Raw genomic sequence first — 18,966 nt, forward strand, 5'->3', positions numbered from 1 at the left:
CTGAAGATAGGGTTTGTAGATCAAAAAATAAAAACCGCCCAACATACCAATGCTAGGCGGTTTTTATGAGACTTAATTTTGTCTAGTTAGTTTAGCGGGTTTTACTCACCATCAATGGTGTACGCACCAGCTTAAATAGACATTGCCAGCTCGGCACCTTGTCTAATTGCCCTTTTGGCATCTAACTCAGCAGCAACATCAACGCCGCCAATAAGATGAACAGGTAACCCTGTGGCTTTCATTTCATCAACTAAGCTACGGTTCGACTCTTGTCCGGCACATAACACCACATTATCAACCGCTAGCACTTGCGTTTCTTCACCCACTTTGATGTGTAGCCCTTGATTGTCGAATTTTTCATAACTGACGCCAGTCATCATTTTCACTTGATGCTGCTTTAACACTGAGCGGTGGATCCAGCCCGTAGTTTTACCTAAACCTTTGCCCATTTTTGAGGTTTTGCGTTGCAGCAAATAAATTTCACGGCTTGGGTGATGCTCGGATTCGTCAGTCAGTCCACCGGCTTGCTGATATTCTTTATCTATGCCCCATTGTTTTAACCACTTATCTGGCTGCAACGTGGAAGATTCGCTCTCACATAAATAATGCGCCATATCAAAACCAATACCGCCGGCGCCAATCAAGGCAACCTTTTTACCGATTTCAACTTCACGGTTTAACACCTGTTGGTAATTCACAACGCGAGGATCATCAAAACCACTGAGTTTAAGATCACGGGGTACCACACCCGACGAAATCACCACTTCATCAAATTTTTCTTGCTTTAACACCGCGGCATCTAACTTAGTGTTTAAACGTAAATCAACCTTGTGAAGCTTAATTTGATTGGTAAAGTAACGGATGGTTTCATTAAACTCTTCTTTACCCGGGATTTTACGTGCAAGGTTAAATTGCCCGCCAACTTCACTTTTGGCTTCAAATAACACCACTTCATGTCCACGTGTTGCCGCATAAACTGAAAACGCCATGCCCGCAGGTCCAGCGCCCATTACTGCAATGCGTTTTTTATTGGTGGTAGGGACAAAATTGATCTCTGTTTCATAACATGCACGAGGGTTAACCAAACAGGTCGCCCGCTTCATCGAAAAAGTATGATCAAGACATGCCTGATTACAGCCAATACAGGTATTAATTAATTCACTTTGGTTAGCAGCAGCTTTATTGACAAACTCAGCATCGGCTAAGAATGGCCGCGCCATTGACACCATGTCAGCTTGGCCAGAGGCAATGATGTGCTCAGCAATTTCTGGGGTATTAATACGGTTAGTTGCCACTAAAGGTACGTTAACTTCCGTTTTCAGCCTTTGGGTTACCCAGGCAAATGCGCCTCGTGGCACGCTGGTAGCAATTGTCGGTACACGTGCTTCATGCCAACCAATACCGGTATTGATAATACTCACACCTGCGGCTTCGAGTGATTTAGCTAATTCAACCACTTCATCCCATGTTGAGCCATTATCAACCAAATCCAACATCGATAGCCGAAAAACAATAATGAAGTCTTTACCCACTTTGTCACGAATGGCTTTTACAATCGCTAACGGAAACTTAACTCTATTTTGATAACTGCCGCCCCACTCATCGGTACGTTTATTGGTACGCGAGCTGATAAATTGATTAATCAGGTAGCCTTCAGATCCCATCACTTCCACACCGTCATAGCCCGCTTTACGTGCTAAGTTAGCGCTACTAGCGTAATCTTTAATGGTGTTATTGACTTGCCTTGCAGACATAGCCGAAGGCGTAAATGGCGTAATGGGAGATTTAACTTTACTCGGCGCTAAGCTAAAAGGATGATAACTGTATCGGCCTGCATGCAAAATTTGCATACAAATTTTACCGCCAGCTTGATGCACGGCATCGGTAACGATTTTATGTTTACTGACCTGCCACGGAAAACTTAATTGGCATGCATGTGGGGCAAGACGCCCGCGCATATTCGGTGCGATACCGCCGGTAACAATTAATCCGACGCCGCCTGCAGCTCGCTCTTTATAAAACGCTGCCAGTTTCTCAAATCCGCCTTTTTCTTCTTCTAAGCCTGTGTGCATTGAGCCCATTAACACACGGTTTTTCAACTGTGTGAAGCCTAGATCTAAAGGTTCTAGTAAGTGTGGAAACGACATTCAAACATCCTTTTTAAACAAGTGATTGAAACCAGCATAACCTTAACGTTCTAAAAGCTCAATCTCTGAAGCAGTAGATTGTCAAAATCGTTTACAATTGAATTTACCATTTTTTTGCATTTTCAGTTAGGATGACAACATTAGAATGTTAAAGGAGTGGCTGATGTCCGCTAAACCGCCGTTTTTACAAAGATTATTCACCTTTCTTTGGAATATTATTAATACCACACGTAAGTTGATTATTAATTTCATTTTTTTCACTGTATTAGCAATCATTGTGATTGCCTTAGCCACATCAGAGGAAGAAATTGTACTAGATAATCAAACAGCTTTGGTGCTTGACCTCTCGGGTAATATTGTTGATCAAAAACGCTTTGTGGATCCGTTTGAAGCAATTTTGTCTCAAGGCAATAATGACAATCCCGATGCTGAAATATTATTAGCAGACATTCTTTATGTTATTCAAAATGCCACTCAAGATACTCGTATCACTACCATTGTGCTGAATTTAAGCAATTTACAATCAGCCGGTGTGAGTAAAATGACCGATATCGGTAATGCCTTAAATGAATTTAAAGCCGCGGGAAAACAGGTTATTGCCATGGAAAATGGTTATAGCCAAAATCAGTACTTTTTAGCCAGCTACGCTGACACCGTTTTTTTAAACACCAAGGGCATGGTCAGTTTAGACGGATTAAGCCGGTACCGCTTATTCTATAAGTCAGCGTTAGAAAAACTGAAGATTAATACCCACGTATTTCGTGTTGGCACCTTTAAATCGGCTGTAGAGCCATTTATCCGTGATGACATGTCAGACGAAGACAAAGAAGCCAGCAACCAGCTATTGGCTGACATTTGGCAGAGTTATTCTAGTATTGTTGCTAAAAACCGTGGCATCAGCCCAGATCAACTGGTGCTGGATACCGATACCTACCTTGCCCAGTTAGACAAAGCCGAAGGCGACAGTGCTCAAATGGCCATGAACATGCACTGGGTAGATGAATTAGTATCGGCTGAACAATTCCGTCTAGCCATGATAGAACAGGTTGGCGCGAATAAAGACGGCGACACTTTCCGTCAAATTAGCTTTAATGATTATTTGTCACTAACCGCGCCATTACCGCAATTTGTTGAAAAAGACGCTGTAGGTATTATTGTCGCAAAAGGCAACATTCTTAATGGTGCGCAACCCGCGGGGCAAATTGGTGGCGACACCACGTCAGAATTTTTACGTAAAGCACGTTTGAATGACAAGATTAAAGCCGTCGTTTTACGGGTAGACAGCCCTGGCGGCAGTGCATTCGCCTCTGAACAAATTCGTCAGGAGGTTTTAGCCCTTAAAAATGCAGGCAAACCCGTTGTTGTCAGTATGGGCAGTTTAGCGGCATCAGGCGGGTATTGGATCTCTGCCAGTGCCGATTATATTTATGCTACGCCAACCACATTAACCGGTTCCATTGGCATATTTGGCATGTTTGCCACATTTGAAGATGCCCTCACCCATTTAGGTGTAAACTCGGACGGTGTAGCAACTTCAGACTGGGCAGGTTTATCGCCAGTTCGCAGTTTAAGCCCGAATGTAAAAGCTGTCATTCAGCGTCATATTGAGCGTGGTTATCATGAGTTTATTTCGCTGGTTGCTAGCGAACGTAATATGACACTTGAGCAGGTAGACAATATTGCTCAGGGACGGGTTTGGACAGGAACGCGTGCGCTTGAGTTAGGCCTAGTCGATGAAATTGGTGATATGAAACAAGCGATTGCTAAAGCTGCCGAATTAGCCAAAATGGACCAATTTGATACTAAACTCATTGAACATGAATTAACCACCGAGCAGCAATTTATTCAACAGCTTGTTGGTGCTTCGGCTGAGTATATTCCACAATCAGTGCATAAATCTTCCATACTTGAAACCATGTTAATGCAGTGGAGCGAAGTTATCGAAGAATTTGCTAAGTTTGATGATCCACAGGGTATGTACTTATATTGCGAGCAATGTGACTTCTAAACCATAAAATAAATATTCGATAAAAAAAGCCTGCATTGCAGGCTTTTTTATATCGATTAATCAATATAACTCGTATAATTTACACAATTCGTAAAAATTTCATGAGTAGCACAATGACCAAGCGCGCAATATACGTCGCCTACACAGGCGGTACCATAGGCATGCAAAAAACCGCTAATGGTTTTGCCCCTGTTTCAGGTTTCTTAACTGATTGCGTTCAATCAATGCCAGAGTTTTACCATGACGAGATGCCCAGTTTCGTTATTCACGAATACTGCCCGTTAATTGACTCATCAAATATGGCACCCACCGATTGGCAATTAATTGCAGACGACATAAAAGCCAATTACGAAAAATACGATGGCTTTGTGATTTTGCACGGTACAGACACCATGGCCTATACCGCATCAGCTCTGTCTTTTATGCTACAAGGATTATCGAAACCTGTTATTGTTACCGGTTCGCAAATCCCGCTGGCGCAGCTGCGCTCTGATGGCCAAACCAATTTATTAAACTCTTTGTACATTGCGGCTAACTACCCTGTTGCTGAAGTGTGTTTATTCTTTAATAATAAATTGTTTAGGGGCAACCGTTCTACCAAAGCCCATGCCGATGGTTTTGATGCATTCGCCTCGCCAAACTTCCCTTTGCTGCTTGAAGCAGGGATTAAAATTAATATAAAAGCTGGCAAGATATCTGAGCCAACTAACTACCCATTAGACGTAGTCAAAATTAAACCCCAGCCTATTGGGGTGGTTACGTTATACCCAGGCATTTCCACCCAAATATTTGAAAATATGCTGCAGCAACCCGTTAAAGCCCTTATTTTGCTTACATTTGGTGTTGGTAATGCGCCGCAAGATCCACAACTATTACAAGCCTTAAAACAAGCCGATGAGCGCGGTATTGTGCTAGTTAACCTCACCCAATGCTTTCAAGGTAAGGTCAATATGGGCGGATATGCAACCGGCAACTCACTGGCAAAAGCCGGAGTCATCAGCGGAATGGATATGACCATAGAAGCTGCCTTAGCAAAACTGCATTATTTGCTATCAAAAAATTTAACACCAGAAGAGATTAAAAAATCGATGCAGCTAAACCTAATAGGCGAGTTATCGATTGATTAATCATACTATTTAGCATATTAGGCTAGTCAGAAGTAAAAATAATAGGCTCATCACTTGATGAGCTTTATTTTTGCTTTGAATTTAATTGCACCTATTCACATCAATTAACCAACCTATATTGGTCTCGATAACAATTTGGAACACTTTCCAAAACACCTGCTTGTTAACACACTTTAGGATAAATGCTACCTACAATTGATTAGTGACAATTAATCAACCTGCCAGCCACAAAATTAACATTTGCTCTCATCTTGGAATGGATTCCATCTTTATGATGATTAGGTCAATTAAAACTAAAGGGTGATGACCTATGAATAAAATAGATCTATTAGGACGCCGTAAATTTATCACGGGGTTAGGTATTGCAGCGGGTGCGGCTATGGTTGCGCCTGCAATGGCAATATCAGAAAAAGCTGATGGCATAGCATGGGACAAAGAAATTGAAATTGTCATTATTGGTTCTGGCTTTGCAGGACTAGCTGCCGCAATTGAAGCCAAAAAACTGGGCGCTAAAGATGTGCATATCTTTGAAAAAATGTCCTACTTTGGCGGGAACTCTGCCATTAATGGTGGCCTGTTTGCAGCGCCTGTTACTCCAATGCAGCAAAAAGAAGGTATTCAAGACTCGGTTGAGCGAATGGTAGCTGACCAACTAGCATCGGGTCGAGGAATCGCCGACGAAGCCTTACTCCGTCATGTTGCATCACATGCAATGGAAGCATTGCAAATGACATTAGATGCAGGTTCAGAGTACCACCCTTACCTGCAACAACTTGGTGGCCATTCAGTCGCACGTACTTATCAAACAACGGTAAGTTGCGGTGCAGGAATCACCCAACCTTTACTCAAAAAATGTCGTGAATTAGGCGTTAACACCCACAATCGCGCAAAATTTGAAGGTTTCTTAGTGGGTAATCAAGGCGAAGTGTTAGGCATAAAAATGCGAGAAAACTACCACTTTGGTGAAGACCAACCAGGTAAAGTGATCAATATCCGCGCAACACGTGGCGTCATTATGGCCACAGGTGGCTTTGCACAAAATGTTAATTTACGCATGGCGCAAGATCCCACCTTAAACGCTGAAGTAGGCTGTACTAATGCCCCAGGCGCTACCGGTGAAGGTATGTTTGAAATGTTTAGATTAGGCGCAATACCTGTGCATCTTGCCCATATTCAATCAGGCCCATGGGCATCGCCCGATGAAGGTGGATTTGGGTATGTATCAAACTACTCAATTTATAATTTCCCTCATTCAATCGCGATTAATCGTTTAACGGGCAAGCGTTTCATGGATGAAATTGCCGACAGAAAAACCCGAGCCGATGCCGAATTAGCCTGTCGTGATGAGCAAGGTAATCCTTTACCTCCCATTTTAATCACGAGTTATCAAGACTCTAAACAACATCCCAATACCGAAAAAGTGATTAAATATAATGTGGGCTGGAAGTTCGAATCGATTGAAGCACTAGCTGAACACTTCAATGTGCCATTAGCACCACTAAAAGCACAGATAGAGGAATATAACGGTTATGTGAAAACAGGCAAAGACACCCAGTTTGGTAAAAACATGACTAAAGCGGCTGATAAATATATTAAAGCCCCTTTCACTGTTGTGCGTTTATGGCCAAAGGTTCACTACTGCCAAGGCGGCGTAATGGTTAATACAAAAGCCGAAGTCAAAGACAGTTTTACTGGTGCACCCATTCAAGGTTTATATGCAGCAGGTGAAGTGTGTGGCGGTATTCATGGGGTTAGCCGATTAGGTAGTTGTTCAATCCCAGAATGTATGGTGATGGGTATGACCGCTGCACGTAGCATGATGCAAGCTTAACAGTGCAATTTAACAAGAGGAATTATTGATGAAAACATTAAAGATTATGCTTGCACTGGGTATGTTAGCTTTAGCCAGTTTATCCGTACAAGCCGTAGAAATAAGAGATTATCATAAAGATGTGATAGGTAAGAATTGTAAATCATGTCATGACAATGGCATTAAACAATTTCCATCCGATCAAGCTTGTTTACAGTGTCACGATATCGATGAGCTAGCAAAGAAAACGGCAAGAAGTGAACAAGATAAATGGCAGAACCCGCACAACAACCTGCATTATGGTAAAGAACTACCTTGCCAAGAATGCCATAGTGAACATGAAACTAAAAAACCACTATGCAGTAACTGCCATACCTTCAAATATGACAAACACAAAGAGTAGCTGTTAACACGCTCGCTTCACCTTGTTATCTCCCGTTGAAAAGGCCGCATTAAAAAATTAATGCGGCTTTTATGGGTAAGATGCTTGTGATTGCAGCTGAGGATATGACAATTTCAGTCGCTAGATTACGCACCAGAACGGGAAAGCTCTTCCACATTGGCTTTAATTAACGCAATCAATTGTGCTGTAGCTTCTGTTTGAGTATCTGGATTTAAATAGAGTGATTCATTAAATGTCGGCAGTGGCGGTAAATTGTGTTCGGCTGCATCTAAAATCATCATATCAGCGGTAATTCTAAACTCTGCGATTGGCGCAATGGCCAAATCGTTTTCAACTGCCATGCACAAAGCATGGGGTGATGGTGTTGAAAGTAGCACATTGATTGGCCGCATAGACATTTGGTGATTCGCGAATACCTGCGCCCTAATAGGACAATTTTCAGGGTATAAGGCCATCGGGATGGTATCTCTTAAATGCGCGTTGCCACCTTTAGCGCAAACCCAGTGGAATTTGCGCTCAAATAATAACTCGCCCTGTGAGGGTAATAACCAATGGGTTGCCACAATGACATCAAATTCACCTTGCTGTAAGCGTTTATATAAATTGCCGCTTACATCGGTGTCGATCACTAATTCTATACAAGTAAACTCACGAATAAACTCTAACAAACAACTACTTAAATAGCATTTGATATAGTCAGTCGGCACACCTAAACGAATTATTTCTTTGTTTTGACAGTCTTTTAGATCATCCAGTGCCTGTGAACTGAGTTGGATCATTTTATAGGCATAGTTAAGCAGTGTTTTACCCGATTCCGTCAGTGTTACGCCTTTATTATCTCTTAAAAATAATGGCTGGCCGACACTCTCTTCCAGCTTTTTAATTTGCAAACTCAATGCCGATTGAGTTCGACAAATTCTGTCAGCGGCTTTTGATAAATTGCCGCACTCAGCGACCGCAATAAACCCTTCGAGTAATTCTATTTTTAACATTGGTTATCATAAAAGTTCATAGTGCTAACAGTATTACTCAATATCCGGGGGCAAAAAAGCTTGTTATGGTGTGATTGTGAAGCATGATCAATAAAATATGCCATATGCAGGAGCGAGCATGAGTAGTTGGGAACAGAGGGGAAATTATTTGGTCAAGGTGTCTTTGAGGTGCTTAAAAGGACATAAAACATTTAACTTATGTCGCTCGCACTTAGTACAAGCGAGCCAGATCTCAAAAGGGACTATTTATAACCATTTTACAACTGAAGCCGATTTAATGGTGGCGGTTGGCTGTGCGCAATTTGAGCAATGGCTAGCACAAGCAAAAGCTGATGATAAACATTATCCTGATCCTTACCTGCGATTTATATTCCATTATTGCCATCGGTTGTACGTCATATTATCTGAACAAGATTTTGTCATGGAAAGAGTGCTACCCAATGAAACCTTACTCAACAACTGCAGTGACATTTATCGCCAGCGCTACCAAAAGTTAACCGCACAAGCCTATCAATGGAACGCCGATACCATGAATCAAATTGGCCATGTTGCAGGTTTCGATCGACTCGATTTAGTGATGAATTACTTGCGCGGCGCATTTATTAATATTGATGACAGTAGAAAACGATTTGATGATCCCAAACTCTACTATCAATTTAGCTTTGCCTTAACTCAGCTGATGGGACATTCTGCCAAACGCATTCCAACCGAACAGGTTTTTCAAGACTGGATTGCCAGACAATCTCAATTGCAGCATTAAGCTTGATTGCCCACACCAGATTGAGGAACAATGACTTAATAACTAGCCGCTAATTAGAGTGAAAAGTAAAAGACCCACCTTCTGAGGAATGTGGCTTTAATATCACTCCCTAAAAGGGATCTTTCCTAACGTGCGTTAATGCGTTAACAAGACGCCGTAAATATATCCCTATAGGCTCTACTAAATCATCCCTGATTTAGAAGCTTGTACCGCACCATTAGCAAAGCTAACGTATCATTGACCACTATCGCCATGATTCTTGTGTTTTTTCACCGCGTACGACCTGATAAACACCAATATTTTTCTCAATTAACCGTTTCACTAAATCTGGTGCGCATTGAATAGGCATAGTTAATTCATAGCCAAATTCCAAATGTATGATGTTGTTTGAGTGGGTGTGACCCAGAAACGATTCAATCACAGCCAGAGCTTGTCCGCCCCACTCGCCAACTTCAAAATAGAACTTGTACATATCTTCGCTATAGTCTTTTGGTGTACCATTTTTCATGTCTGTGGCCTAATTTTTATCTTTAACGGGTCGATTATAGCAATCATTAGTAAAAAGCATAGTTAAGTAGCGAACAACGCCCTATCCAACTCATTATTGGGATTCAACCTAAAACGCATTGTTTTAGGTATGCTTCGGTTTACCATGTTTTATCAGAACTACTCGCAGTTGACTTTCACTGTATTTCTTCTCTAGTGAAATCTCTTCAGAGATAGCAGCAGTGCTTGTCTCATCTTCAGAATCAAACCACTCTGTGATCTCATCATCATCAATTTCAAATAAATTTTTTTCTTGTGTCATTTTAACTCCTAGCATGAGACGACGAATTTAAAGCTAACGCTTGCCGTAAACGGCACAAAATAGCAGGCTAAAATTGGCGACGAAGGAGCACAAGCCTGCTGTTTTGTGTCCTTGGTTTAACGGCCTTGTTAGCTGTTTATTAAGCCGAGCCGATCAGCACTTTGTATTAAAGACGTAACATTTGAGTCGGTTAGCTCCTCAGATTGTTTATAAACTACGCCCATTTCATTAAGCTTGTTCGATTGACCAACTAAATAAGAAATATCGCCAAATAAGTTTAAAAATGTATCAGATATTATTTTGGGCGTTTGGTCAGAGTAAATAGTTCTAAATATTGAAAAATCGAAAACAATACCGGAAATAGAAACCCAAGCATGTCCATCCCAGCTAGATAAGACATCATTACCAGTAGAAAATGCCCCACCTATATCTGAATGACTAAATATAGTTTTACCTTTAACAACCAAGCTACCAGTTACTAGCTTTGCATCTAATTTAGTATTGTCATTGATCATGGCTACCAACAAAGCGCTGATATACAAACACCCGCCATGTATAGGAGGCATTCTTTCTAAAATTACACGACCACTTTCTACGATTTCTGAAATTTCTTGAGAACTAATCATGTGACTCCAATATATGAAAAACAGCTAACAGCTTATTGAAGGGCTTGCCCGATAAAGTCGGCCATTCAAGTTATTGATTTATAACATGCTACATTTACTATGTTATTGATGTAAAGATGTTTTATTAAACCTTACCTACTCAGCAAACCGTGCTTGCGCGTTAAAAGTGGCTAGCAACACGATTTATAAGGTAAAAATCCTTTAATATCAGACTGCTATGATTAAATAATCATTATTGATAGCAAGAATGGTAAACAGACTAGCTTGAGTAGAGGTAAGTGAACTTAACAGCAGTGTTTAAAAAGTAAAAAAGCGAGCCATTGGCTCGCTTTTATCAAGTTGTTACTATCAGCAATTAGTCAAAACGACTAAATGTCAGCGGCTTTAAACTCAGCAATGGCTTCGCCTTTAAACTGCTTTTTTAATTCCGTTTTTGACAGTTCATTGATGCCACCACCCGCTGCTATGGTGAAATGGTCTGTCTGTTGTAGCTTGCGCGCTTGGTACAACATGATTACTTGTAGTGTGTGCTCACGTTGGGCTTCCGACAACACAGTACCGTCTTCCCATTTACCTAGCTCTGTGGCTGACACGAGTCTGAGATAAACTTCCTCTGGCATTTCATCAATGACTTTGTTGATATCATTCATACCGATTTCCGCTTATGTAGTACGAGTCTGACTCGTGTGATTAAATAACCTACAAAACCAATCACAAAGCATGACACCGCTGCAATGGCTTGTATGCCTTGTGCTTGCTCTCCACCCCAAAACCAGGCGACGGCGCCACCAATAAACAGGGTTAAACAAAACAAGCTATGGTTCATCAGCTTATTCGAATGTTGAATATGGCTGATTTTAGATAATGTTTCGGTATTTCCCGCCAAACTTACTTTGCAATGGCTGCACTCTTTTGCTTGGCTGGAAATCCGTTTTTGACACATAGGACATTCAATTAACGCCATTAATGAAAACCCTTCTTAACTGATTATAAATCGTCAACGACGGCTAACATGGCCAGTAAAGACGCTTCACCTAGATAAATGCTGCGCTCAGGTGACCAACCCACAAAGGGATCTGACAAATTGGCGTTATCTTTAAATGGCATTTCAAGGGTGTTAGATAAACATTTAAAGGTATTGGCTACCCAATTAGACCCTACGGTTAAATTGGCTTTGCCTGGCTCATCTTTGTCGTAACCATACTGCGTTTGAAAATCAGCACTGGCTAATTGTAATGAAGCAACAAACTTGGTTTGTAACTGCGCCATTTTATCTGTGTAGTTTGGTACACCTTCACAACCAGCTAAGAATACGTAAGGTAAGCCTTCGTCGCCGTGTACGTCATAAAATAAATCTACGCCGGTTTGTTTCATTTTGTTCACAACGTAATACACTTCTGGGCTTTTTTCTAAACTCGGCGTTTGCCACTCGCGGTTTAAGTTAGTGCCGACAGCGTTAGTACGAAGATGACCACGTACGCTTCCATCTGGGTTCATGTTAGGTACAACATAAAAATTAGCTTTATCGAGTAGAGACTTAGATGTTGGGTTGTCACCATCTAACAATTGGCTTAATAACCCTTCTACTAACCATTCAGCCATGGTTTCGCCTGGGTGCTGTCTGGCGGTGATCCAAATGTTTTTCTTGTCTTCGTCGCCATCACCGATTTTCAATAACGTCATGTCACGGCCATCTAAGGTTAAGCCAAGATGTTCTAGGCTAACTGATGGGTGTAATTGCACTTCACTGATCAAATCTAAATGACGCTCATAGCTGTACGGGGCAAAATAGGCTATTTGAATGGCTTCGCACTCGAGTTCAACTTCAATGGTTAACTTGCCATCTTGATAAGATGTAGGCACGCGAAACCACTGTTGGCGATCGTAACTTGCTACCGCTTGGTAATCTTGCCAACCTTTTGGATAAGATGCGCTGCCAGCATTATTGATATGCATGGTGTAGGTTTGGCCTACTGCGCCCTCTAAACGAAAATTAAACCACTGATAAAACTCACCACCAAAATCAGGTTTGATCGCAAGTTGAATATCATCGTGTTTGTCGATATTAATGACTTCAATATTGCCGCCATCAAAATTTGCACTGATCCGCATAGATAATCCTTTAGTAAGTTGTACCGCTTATGCCGCCACTTTATTGCAATAATTGCGCTTGTGTTGGCTATTTTTATCGGCATAGCTTACCAAATACGGCTATTTGTGTGAACTGTTAAAAATTAAAGCTGTAACCTTGCCCTCTTACCGTATTGATTAAATCACGGGATAAATTACGATCCGCTAATTTACGACGGGTATTACTGATGTGCATATCCAGATTACGGTCAAATTTACCCAGTTTTTTATGTAACACTCGTTGTTGTAACTCTTCTTTGGTTACCACTTCGCCCTGACGTTCATAAAGGTATTTAAACAGGCGGTACTCGGTATTGGTTAAAGTAATTTTATGGCCGCTGCAGGTTAATGAATACGCGGTATCATCAAATTCGATAATCGTCTGCCTGTTGGCATTTTCGATTAACTTTCCACGGCGTTGAATGACATTCATCCGCAGCTGTAGCTCACGTATATTAAAGGGCTTAGATAAATAGTCATCGGCTCCTAGTTCAAAAGCATTCAATTTTTCAAGCACATCATTGGTATTCGCTAATGTAATCACTGGAGTGTGGCACTTGCGGGCCACAAGCAGCCAAAATGAATCCATTTTTGGAATAGCCAAATCGACTAACACTAAGTCAAATGAATGCGATTCTAAATGCACTAATGCTTGAAAAGCATCGTTGACAATGCAAATCTGGTAACCTAACTCATTTAATTTTTTACCAAAATCAAAGCCTGCTTCATCTTTTTGTTCGATTAATAGTATTTTCTTCATACCACACCATAAATGATAACGATTTGCATTTAGATTAACATGTGGTGATGGGTTTTTCTACTTTTGATTAAAATAATTGACCCATTCGCTTATCTTTTAAAGCCAAATAATCTGGCCTATCGAGTGAAATACGATTTTTTTTGTGCAGTAGCCCAATGCCATGACATTTTTGAAATGGAAGGATAAAGATTTACGGACTCACTGTGGTGATGTAATGATGAAATCGATCAACCATCAAAATGGTGGGTGCTATGATAAAAAAGCCTGAATATTCAGGCTTTTTTAGGTTTGGTTTAATGGATAAAATCTTACTTCATTAATTGACGAATATACTTAACCGGTGCACTGCCATAACTTAAAAAGGTTTCATGGAACTGCTTTAGGTCGAAAGCGTCACCCTGCTCTGTTTTAAGCTCTTCCCTGAAATCATAAATTTCACGGTAACCCGAGTAATAACTGGTTAATTGTACTTGGCTTAATGTCGCACGACGCCATTTGCCTTCAGCTTCAGCGCGTTGTTGAAACGCTTCATTTTCCATTAAGGCAATGGCTTCTGCTTCGTCCATGCCTTTAACTTGAATGCTGTAGTCTAGTATCGTGTTGGCAATAACGCGTAAATTCCACTTGTAATACATTAGCCACATTTCAGGTTCAAAGTTGCCATAACCTTCTTCTAGCATCATACGTTCTGTGTATACTGCCCAGCCTTCAACCATAGCGCCATTACCGAATAAGCTTTTTACTAGGCTTGGTGATTCATTCGAATACACTAACTGGGTGTAATGCCCTGGGATCGCTTCATGGATATTCAGCACTTGTAAGATCCAGTGATTGTATTCACGTAGGTAGCTTTCTGCTGACTCATCACTCATGCCATCTAACGGTGTCACGTTATAGTAGGTGTTACTGCTTTTTTCATATGGGCCAGGGGCACTGATGGATGCGCCAGCAAAACCACGCATGTATTCAGGGGTTTCGCGCACCACTAACGGCTTATTGGGGTCAAGGGTAATGAGTTTCTTATCATTAACGAATTTCACCAATTCAGGAATTTGTTGACGCACATCATCCACAAAGTTTTCCCGCTTAACATGGTTAGCCGATAACACATCAATCAACTGTCGAATCGCCAACTTATCATCTTCAGGCTTAGGCGTTGCAATATGCTTAGACCAAATATCATGGGTAATTTTAGCCATTTCCGCTTGAACACGGTTTTTATCAGCCACGGCTTTTTCATATAGCTGTTTTGCTGTCATGCCAGCTTGAATATCTAAGGCAAACTTTTGCTCGTAGAGTGCTTCACCAATTCTAAAGTCGCGGGCGCCCTCGGTTTGCAGTGTTGCTTCTAACGCGGTTAACCACTCGATATGCTGGGTAATGGCCGCTTTTGCTGCTGTAAAACGGGTGTCGAATAATTGCTTTTGATCTGCCGTTAATCCAGAGGCCGACACTTTAGCGGCAAGTTCATCACTTAATACTGAAAATGCCCCCTGATTTTGCTGAATAGCAAGTTGAGTATGCGGTAAAGTCGGATCGGCAATATTATCGCGTGCGGCTTGATAATAGGCCGGTACATGTTCTAAACGTGCGATAACTGAGACTAAACGTTCATCAAGAGGAGCAAAATCTTCATTGATGATTTGCGCAAATCCACCGGCCACATTGTAACTGGATGGATCCCATTGCCATGATTTGAAGGTATTAATATCCCACTCAAAATTGTTGACTAGGTTTTCAAGTAACTTGTAATCAATCAGCTCATTTGGCGTTAATGTCTTTTGATCGAATGTCGCCAATTGGGCTTTTTGTTTTGCCACAAACGCTAAGGTTTTATCTCTGCTGGCTTGGTTGGGTACTTCAAGGTAGCCATCATTAACATGTTTGCCGTTATACATTGCCCATGTGGGTGATAACTGCCATAAATCATCAATAAATGCCTGAGAAAAATCAGCAAATGACAAGGTCACTGCTTGTTGAGTATTTGAAGTTGTAGTTGTGGTTGTTGTCGATACGGTATTTGCCGAGTCTTTACACCCCGCCAATCCAGTAAGAGCAACTGCGACAGCAATTGAGATTAACGCCTTTTTCATAACCAACCTATATTGTTTTAATTAATGTAACCAAACAGCCATAGCGTATAACGCTTTGTTGACTATTTAGGTATGAATGTTTGCCATTAGTTAACCATCTTTTTTCGCTTTTTGCATAATTATTTCAACCTTTGAAATGTCTTGTCACACAATTATATTCTAATGAATAGCCGATAAAATTGGTGACCGCTGAACCAACCTTTAGCCATATTGATGGCGGATAAACAAATGTCACTGGTAATCCGCAATTGAAAAATACATAGTATTAGCACTATGACTGAGTTTTTAAGACACAAGGATTGAATATGAACGTGGCGACTTTAGCACTGCTTATCCCTATTTTAGCCATCATAGGGAGTTTTGTGATTAGCATAATGAAGTTAAAAGAAAAGCAATTGTACGCGGCAAATGAATACCGTAATCAGTCAAAATCCATTAACGATGAATTGCAGGCATTACGAGATAGAGTTGAAGTGCTTGAACGTTTGGTGACAGACGATGCATATGACTTATCACACAAAATCAATAATGCTTGATATCAATAGCAGCTTGTTGAAGTAAATCATTATTCCCCTTACCCAGTCCATACAATAAGGGGAATGACCAATAAGACTAGTTTTTAGGTGTGCCCCACGGATTGGGCGGTAAAGGCTTATTAGTATCTTTTTTATTATGCGTCACTGACTTTTTGTTATCTTGCGGTGTGCGTTGGTCTGTGCCACCTTGGTTAGTATTTCCCCGCACCGCTGTTTTGCCTTGGTTTAAAGATAATGTTGGTTGGCTATTTTTACTGTCATTGACTTTATGTCTGGCCTTTGGCACAAAATTTAACACCGAGATTGGGATAGGTTTTTTCGGTTCAAAACCGTCTATCACTCTGCGCTCAATCAGTTCTCCTAATCGGCTTTCAATCATACACAGGTTCTTGAAATCATCTTTAGACACAAGCGATATCGCTAAGCCACTGGCGCCTGCTCGGCCTGTTCGGCCAATTCGATGAATATAATCATCGGCAGGAAACGGTAAATCATAGTTAACCACCACGGGTAAATCATCAATATCAATCCCTCTTGCGGCTACACCTGTGGCGATAAGATATTGAATATTACCTTGCTTAAAATCGGCTAATAGCTGTTCACGAATAACTTGGCTTCTGCCGCCATGAATACATTCGGCAACAATGTCGCGTTTAGCTAACTGGGTCACTAACTTAGCCGCGCCTGCTTTGGTTTCAATAAAGATCAATGCCTGCGGCCATTGGTGTTGTTGTATAAGATAACTGAGTAACGCTGACTTTTTATCTTTATCAACCGTGGTGAGCCATTGTTCGATTTTAGGTTTAGTTGCCACTTCTTTGTTAAGGGTAATTTCAACGGCATTGCGAACGGCTGTTTTGGCAAGTACCCTTACCTGATTTGATAAGGTGGCTGAAAATAATAAGTTTTGCCTGTCTTGGGGTAACTTTTCTAATACTTTATTGATGTCTTCAATAAAGCCCATGTCCAGCATGCGATCGGCTTCATCTAACACTAACACTTCAAGCTCATCAAAATGCAAAGCACGTTGGGTGTATAAATCTAATAGTCTTCCCGGTGTGGCAACAACAATATCGACACCATCGATTAGCGCCGCCTTTTGTTCTTTAAGATCCACGCCACCATACATCGCCATCGTTCGCAAAGGCAAACCCTTTGCGTAGCGTTCAATATTTTGGTTAACTTGCGAAACCAACTCTCGCGTCGGTGCTAAAATCAACGCACGCATTCTTTTCTTGCGTACCGTTTCAGCTTTTGCCAATTGTTGCAAAATAGGTAACACAAAACTGGCAGTTTTACCTGTGCCCGTTTGCGCGGCTGCAATGACATTTTTACCTTTGAGGATTTCAGGGATCGCTTTTTGTTGAATAGCGGTCGGAGTCTCGTAACCTAAGGCTGTTAGGTTATCAACAATAGTGGGGCTTAACCCAAGAGATAAAAATGTCATAAAGGCGCTCAAACAAGGTGATTGGCAATAATAGGCAGTCATTATAAACAAAAAAGACGTCCGAAGACGTCTTTCTTTTAGAATATGGCGGTGACGGAGAGATTCGAACTCTCGAAAGGTTGCCCTTTACACACTTTCCAGGCGTGCTCCTTCAGCCACTCGGACACGTCACCTTAAGATTGTTTTAAAGAGCCAATCAACTCTGCGGGCGCTACTTTACGCAAATGGTGCTGGTGGGTCAAGCGAAAATACCCAAGGCTTCAGTGTTTGCACAAATGCTGTGCAACATTAAGTATTTAACCCATCAACTGAGGAAATAACCCCTTCACACCCGCTGCAATGACTTCAATACCCAGTGATAACATTAATAAACCCATTAAACGCGTAATCACGTTAATGCCGGTTTTACCTAATAGTTTAAATATGGTGGGTGCCATGTTGAATAATGCCCAGCTCAATAAACCGAAAACAAGTACGGTACTGAACATACCAATAAAATCAATCAAGCTATTATGCTCTGCGGCGAAAACGATCACCGAGCTAATCGCACCTGGCCCGGCCATTAATGGCAAAGCTAAAGGGACAACGGCTACCGATTCCATCCCAGATGACTCTCGATCTTCTTCTTGGTTACGTTTTACTTCACTGATCTTACCTTGCAACATTGACATCGCAATGATGCAAATCAAGCTACCACCAGCAATACGAAATGCCGACAATGAAATGCTGAACATATTCAAAATATGTTGGCCGGCGATAATGGTGACAAACAGAATCACAACTACGGCAAAGTTAGCCACTTTGTTGGTGTGCTTTCTTTCTAAATCGGTTTGATGGCTGGTTAAACTGACAAATACCGGCAACAGTCCGATGGGATTGATAATGGCCAACAGTCCTAAAAAGAACTTAATGTAGAGCATGTAATCCAATGAGGGACCCTCTAAATAGATTGTGTGTTAGCAAACCAAAAGGAGCGCTACTTTAATGTAACTTTTGCCTTTATAGAAGTGATATTTTCTATAAAAAAGGCCTATTTCACATTAGAAATTTTGATACCAGATTACTGGGGAAAATCAGCGTTAGCAAAACAAAAATGTAATTAAGCTACAGATGTTGATTAGCAAGTATCAAACCTGCAGTGAATAAGCGCGGAATTTGCTGATACTTCAACCAATGTGCACTAAAATATGTAATTTGGCCCAAACAAATGACCCATTTATGTAATTGGTGACTTTTTTGCTGTACAATTAGATGTAATAAAAAATTTCTGTTTAATAACATGTTAACAAGGATTTTTATGGCACTGCGTAAAAAAGTTT

At 41.1% G+C, this 18,966-nt stretch carries 18 protein-coding genes and 1 tRNA gene; 6 read left to right on the top strand and 13 right to left on the bottom strand.

The features are described 5' to 3' along the window. Nucleotides 1–131: 131 nt before the first annotated feature. Entirely contained in the window at nt 132–2,147 is a 2,016-nt protein-coding gene (locus OHT75_RS15180; RefSeq protein WP_264728130.1) for an oxidoreductase, read from the bottom strand. Nucleotides 2,148–2,310: 163 nt separating this feature from the next. Here OHT75_RS15180 and sppA point away from each other — a divergent pair, with 163 nt between their 5' ends. The 4 genes from sppA (at nt 2,311) to OHT75_RS15200 (ending at nt 7,495) form a co-directional block, all read left to right on the top strand. Beyond that, on the top strand, nt 2,311–4,155 hold the full coding sequence (gene sppA / locus OHT75_RS15185; RefSeq protein WP_264728132.1) for a signal peptide peptidase SppA: 1,845 nt from the start codon (nt 2,311–2,313) through the stop codon (nt 4,153–4,155). 113 nt (nt 4,156–4,268) lie between these two features. Then, nucleotides 4,269–5,282: an asparaginase gene (gene ansA / locus OHT75_RS15190; RefSeq protein WP_264728133.1), complete on the top strand. Its 1,014-nt coding sequence runs from the start codon at nt 4,269–4,271 to the stop codon at nt 5,280–5,282. Nucleotides 5,283–5,592: 310 nt separating this feature from the next. Continuing rightward, nucleotides 5,593–7,113 carry a flavocytochrome c gene (locus OHT75_RS15195; RefSeq protein ID WP_264728135.1) on the top strand — a complete coding sequence of 507 codons (1,521 nt, stop codon included), beginning with the start codon at nt 5,593–5,595 and terminating at the stop codon, nt 7,111–7,113. 28 nt (nt 7,114–7,141) lie between these two features. Further along, complete coding sequence (locus OHT75_RS15200; protein ID WP_264728137.1) at nt 7,142–7,495, top strand: cytochrome c3 family protein; 354 nt, start codon at nt 7,142–7,144, stop codon at nt 7,493–7,495. Between the two features lie 125 nt (nt 7,496–7,620). Here the strand turns inward: OHT75_RS15200 and OHT75_RS15205 are convergent, their stop codons facing one another. Next, the gene (locus OHT75_RS15205; RefSeq protein WP_264728139.1) at nt 7,621–8,487 is read right to left on the bottom strand and encodes a LysR family transcriptional regulator; all 867 of its coding nucleotides are present in this window, start codon (nt 8,485–8,487) and stop codon (nt 7,621–7,623) included. Nucleotides 8,488–8,605: 118 nt separating this feature from the next. On the opposite strand from OHT75_RS15205, the gene OHT75_RS15210 reads away from it, so the two are divergent. After that, nucleotides 8,606–9,247, top strand: coding sequence for a TetR/AcrR family transcriptional regulator (locus tag OHT75_RS15210; RefSeq protein WP_264728141.1), 642 nt, complete (start codon nt 8,606–8,608; stop codon nt 9,245–9,247). A gap of 244 nt (nt 9,248–9,491) precedes the next feature. On the opposite strand, the gene OHT75_RS15215 is transcribed toward OHT75_RS15210, so the two are convergent. The 8 genes from OHT75_RS15215 to OHT75_RS15250 all read right to left on the bottom strand — a co-directional run bounded on the left by OHT75_RS15215 (nt 9,492) and on the right by OHT75_RS15250 (nt 15,664). After that, the gene (locus OHT75_RS15215; protein WP_264728143.1) at nt 9,492–9,755 is read right to left on the bottom strand and encodes a hypothetical protein; all 264 of its coding nucleotides are present in this window, start codon (nt 9,753–9,755) and stop codon (nt 9,492–9,494) included. Nucleotides 9,756–9,878: 123 nt separating this feature from the next. Continuing rightward, nucleotides 9,879–10,055 carry a hypothetical protein gene (locus tag OHT75_RS15220; protein WP_264728146.1) on the bottom strand — a complete coding sequence of 59 codons (177 nt, stop codon included), beginning with the start codon at nt 10,053–10,055 and terminating at the stop codon, nt 9,879–9,881. A gap of 128 nt (nt 10,056–10,183) precedes the next feature. Then, complete coding sequence (locus OHT75_RS15225; protein ID WP_264728148.1) at nt 10,184–10,681, bottom strand: hypothetical protein; 498 nt, start codon at nt 10,679–10,681, stop codon at nt 10,184–10,186. 368 nt (nt 10,682–11,049) lie between these two features. Then, nucleotides 11,050–11,331 carry a YeaC family protein gene (locus OHT75_RS15230; protein ID WP_264728150.1) on the bottom strand — a complete coding sequence of 94 codons (282 nt, stop codon included), beginning with the start codon at nt 11,329–11,331 and terminating at the stop codon, nt 11,050–11,052. Further along, nucleotides 11,328–11,645 carry a zinc ribbon domain-containing protein gene (locus tag OHT75_RS15235; RefSeq protein WP_264728152.1) on the bottom strand — a complete coding sequence of 106 codons (318 nt, stop codon included), beginning with the start codon at nt 11,643–11,645 and terminating at the stop codon, nt 11,328–11,330. Before OHT75_RS15235 ends, OHT75_RS15230 begins: the two co-directional genes overlap by 4 nt. 23 nt (nt 11,646–11,668) lie before the next feature. Continuing rightward, complete coding sequence (locus tag OHT75_RS15240; RefSeq protein WP_264728154.1) at nt 11,669–12,793, bottom strand: M14 family metallopeptidase; 1,125 nt, start codon at nt 12,791–12,793, stop codon at nt 11,669–11,671. 115 nt (nt 12,794–12,908) lie between these two features. Beyond that, on the bottom strand, nt 12,909–13,571 hold the full coding sequence (locus OHT75_RS15245) for a response regulator transcription factor (RefSeq protein ID WP_264728155.1): 663 nt from the start codon (nt 13,569–13,571) through the stop codon (nt 12,909–12,911). 308 nt (nt 13,572–13,879) lie between these two features. Next, the gene (locus OHT75_RS15250; RefSeq protein ID WP_264728158.1) at nt 13,880–15,664 is read right to left on the bottom strand and encodes a DUF885 domain-containing protein; all 1,785 of its coding nucleotides are present in this window, start codon (nt 15,662–15,664) and stop codon (nt 13,880–13,882) included. A gap of 305 nt (nt 15,665–15,969) precedes the next feature. Between OHT75_RS15250 and OHT75_RS15255 the strand changes: the two genes are divergently transcribed. Beyond that, complete coding sequence (locus OHT75_RS15255; protein ID WP_264728160.1) at nt 15,970–16,200, top strand: hypothetical protein; 231 nt, start codon at nt 15,970–15,972, stop codon at nt 16,198–16,200. A gap of 76 nt (nt 16,201–16,276) precedes the next feature. Here OHT75_RS15255 and OHT75_RS15260 read toward each other — a convergent pair whose 3' ends face one another. From OHT75_RS15260 to OHT75_RS15270, 3 genes are all read right to left on the bottom strand, one after another. Beyond that, the gene (locus tag OHT75_RS15260; protein ID WP_264728162.1) at nt 16,277–17,647 is read right to left on the bottom strand and encodes a DEAD/DEAH box helicase; all 1,371 of its coding nucleotides are present in this window, start codon (nt 17,645–17,647) and stop codon (nt 16,277–16,279) included. 85 nt (nt 17,648–17,732) lie between these two features. Beyond that, nucleotides 17,733–17,820 (bottom strand) — tRNA-Ser (locus OHT75_RS15265). Between the two features lie 123 nt (nt 17,821–17,943). Then, nucleotides 17,944–18,567, bottom strand: a complete 624-nt coding sequence (locus OHT75_RS15270; protein ID WP_406682037.1) for a YchE family NAAT transporter — start codon at nt 18,565–18,567, stop codon at nt 17,944–17,946. Between the last annotated feature and the right edge of the window lie 399 nt (nt 18,568–18,966).

Source organism: Shewanella subflava, from assembly GCF_025971955.1.
Classification (GTDB): Bacteria; Pseudomonadota; Gammaproteobacteria; order Enterobacterales; family Shewanellaceae; genus Shewanella; species Shewanella subflava.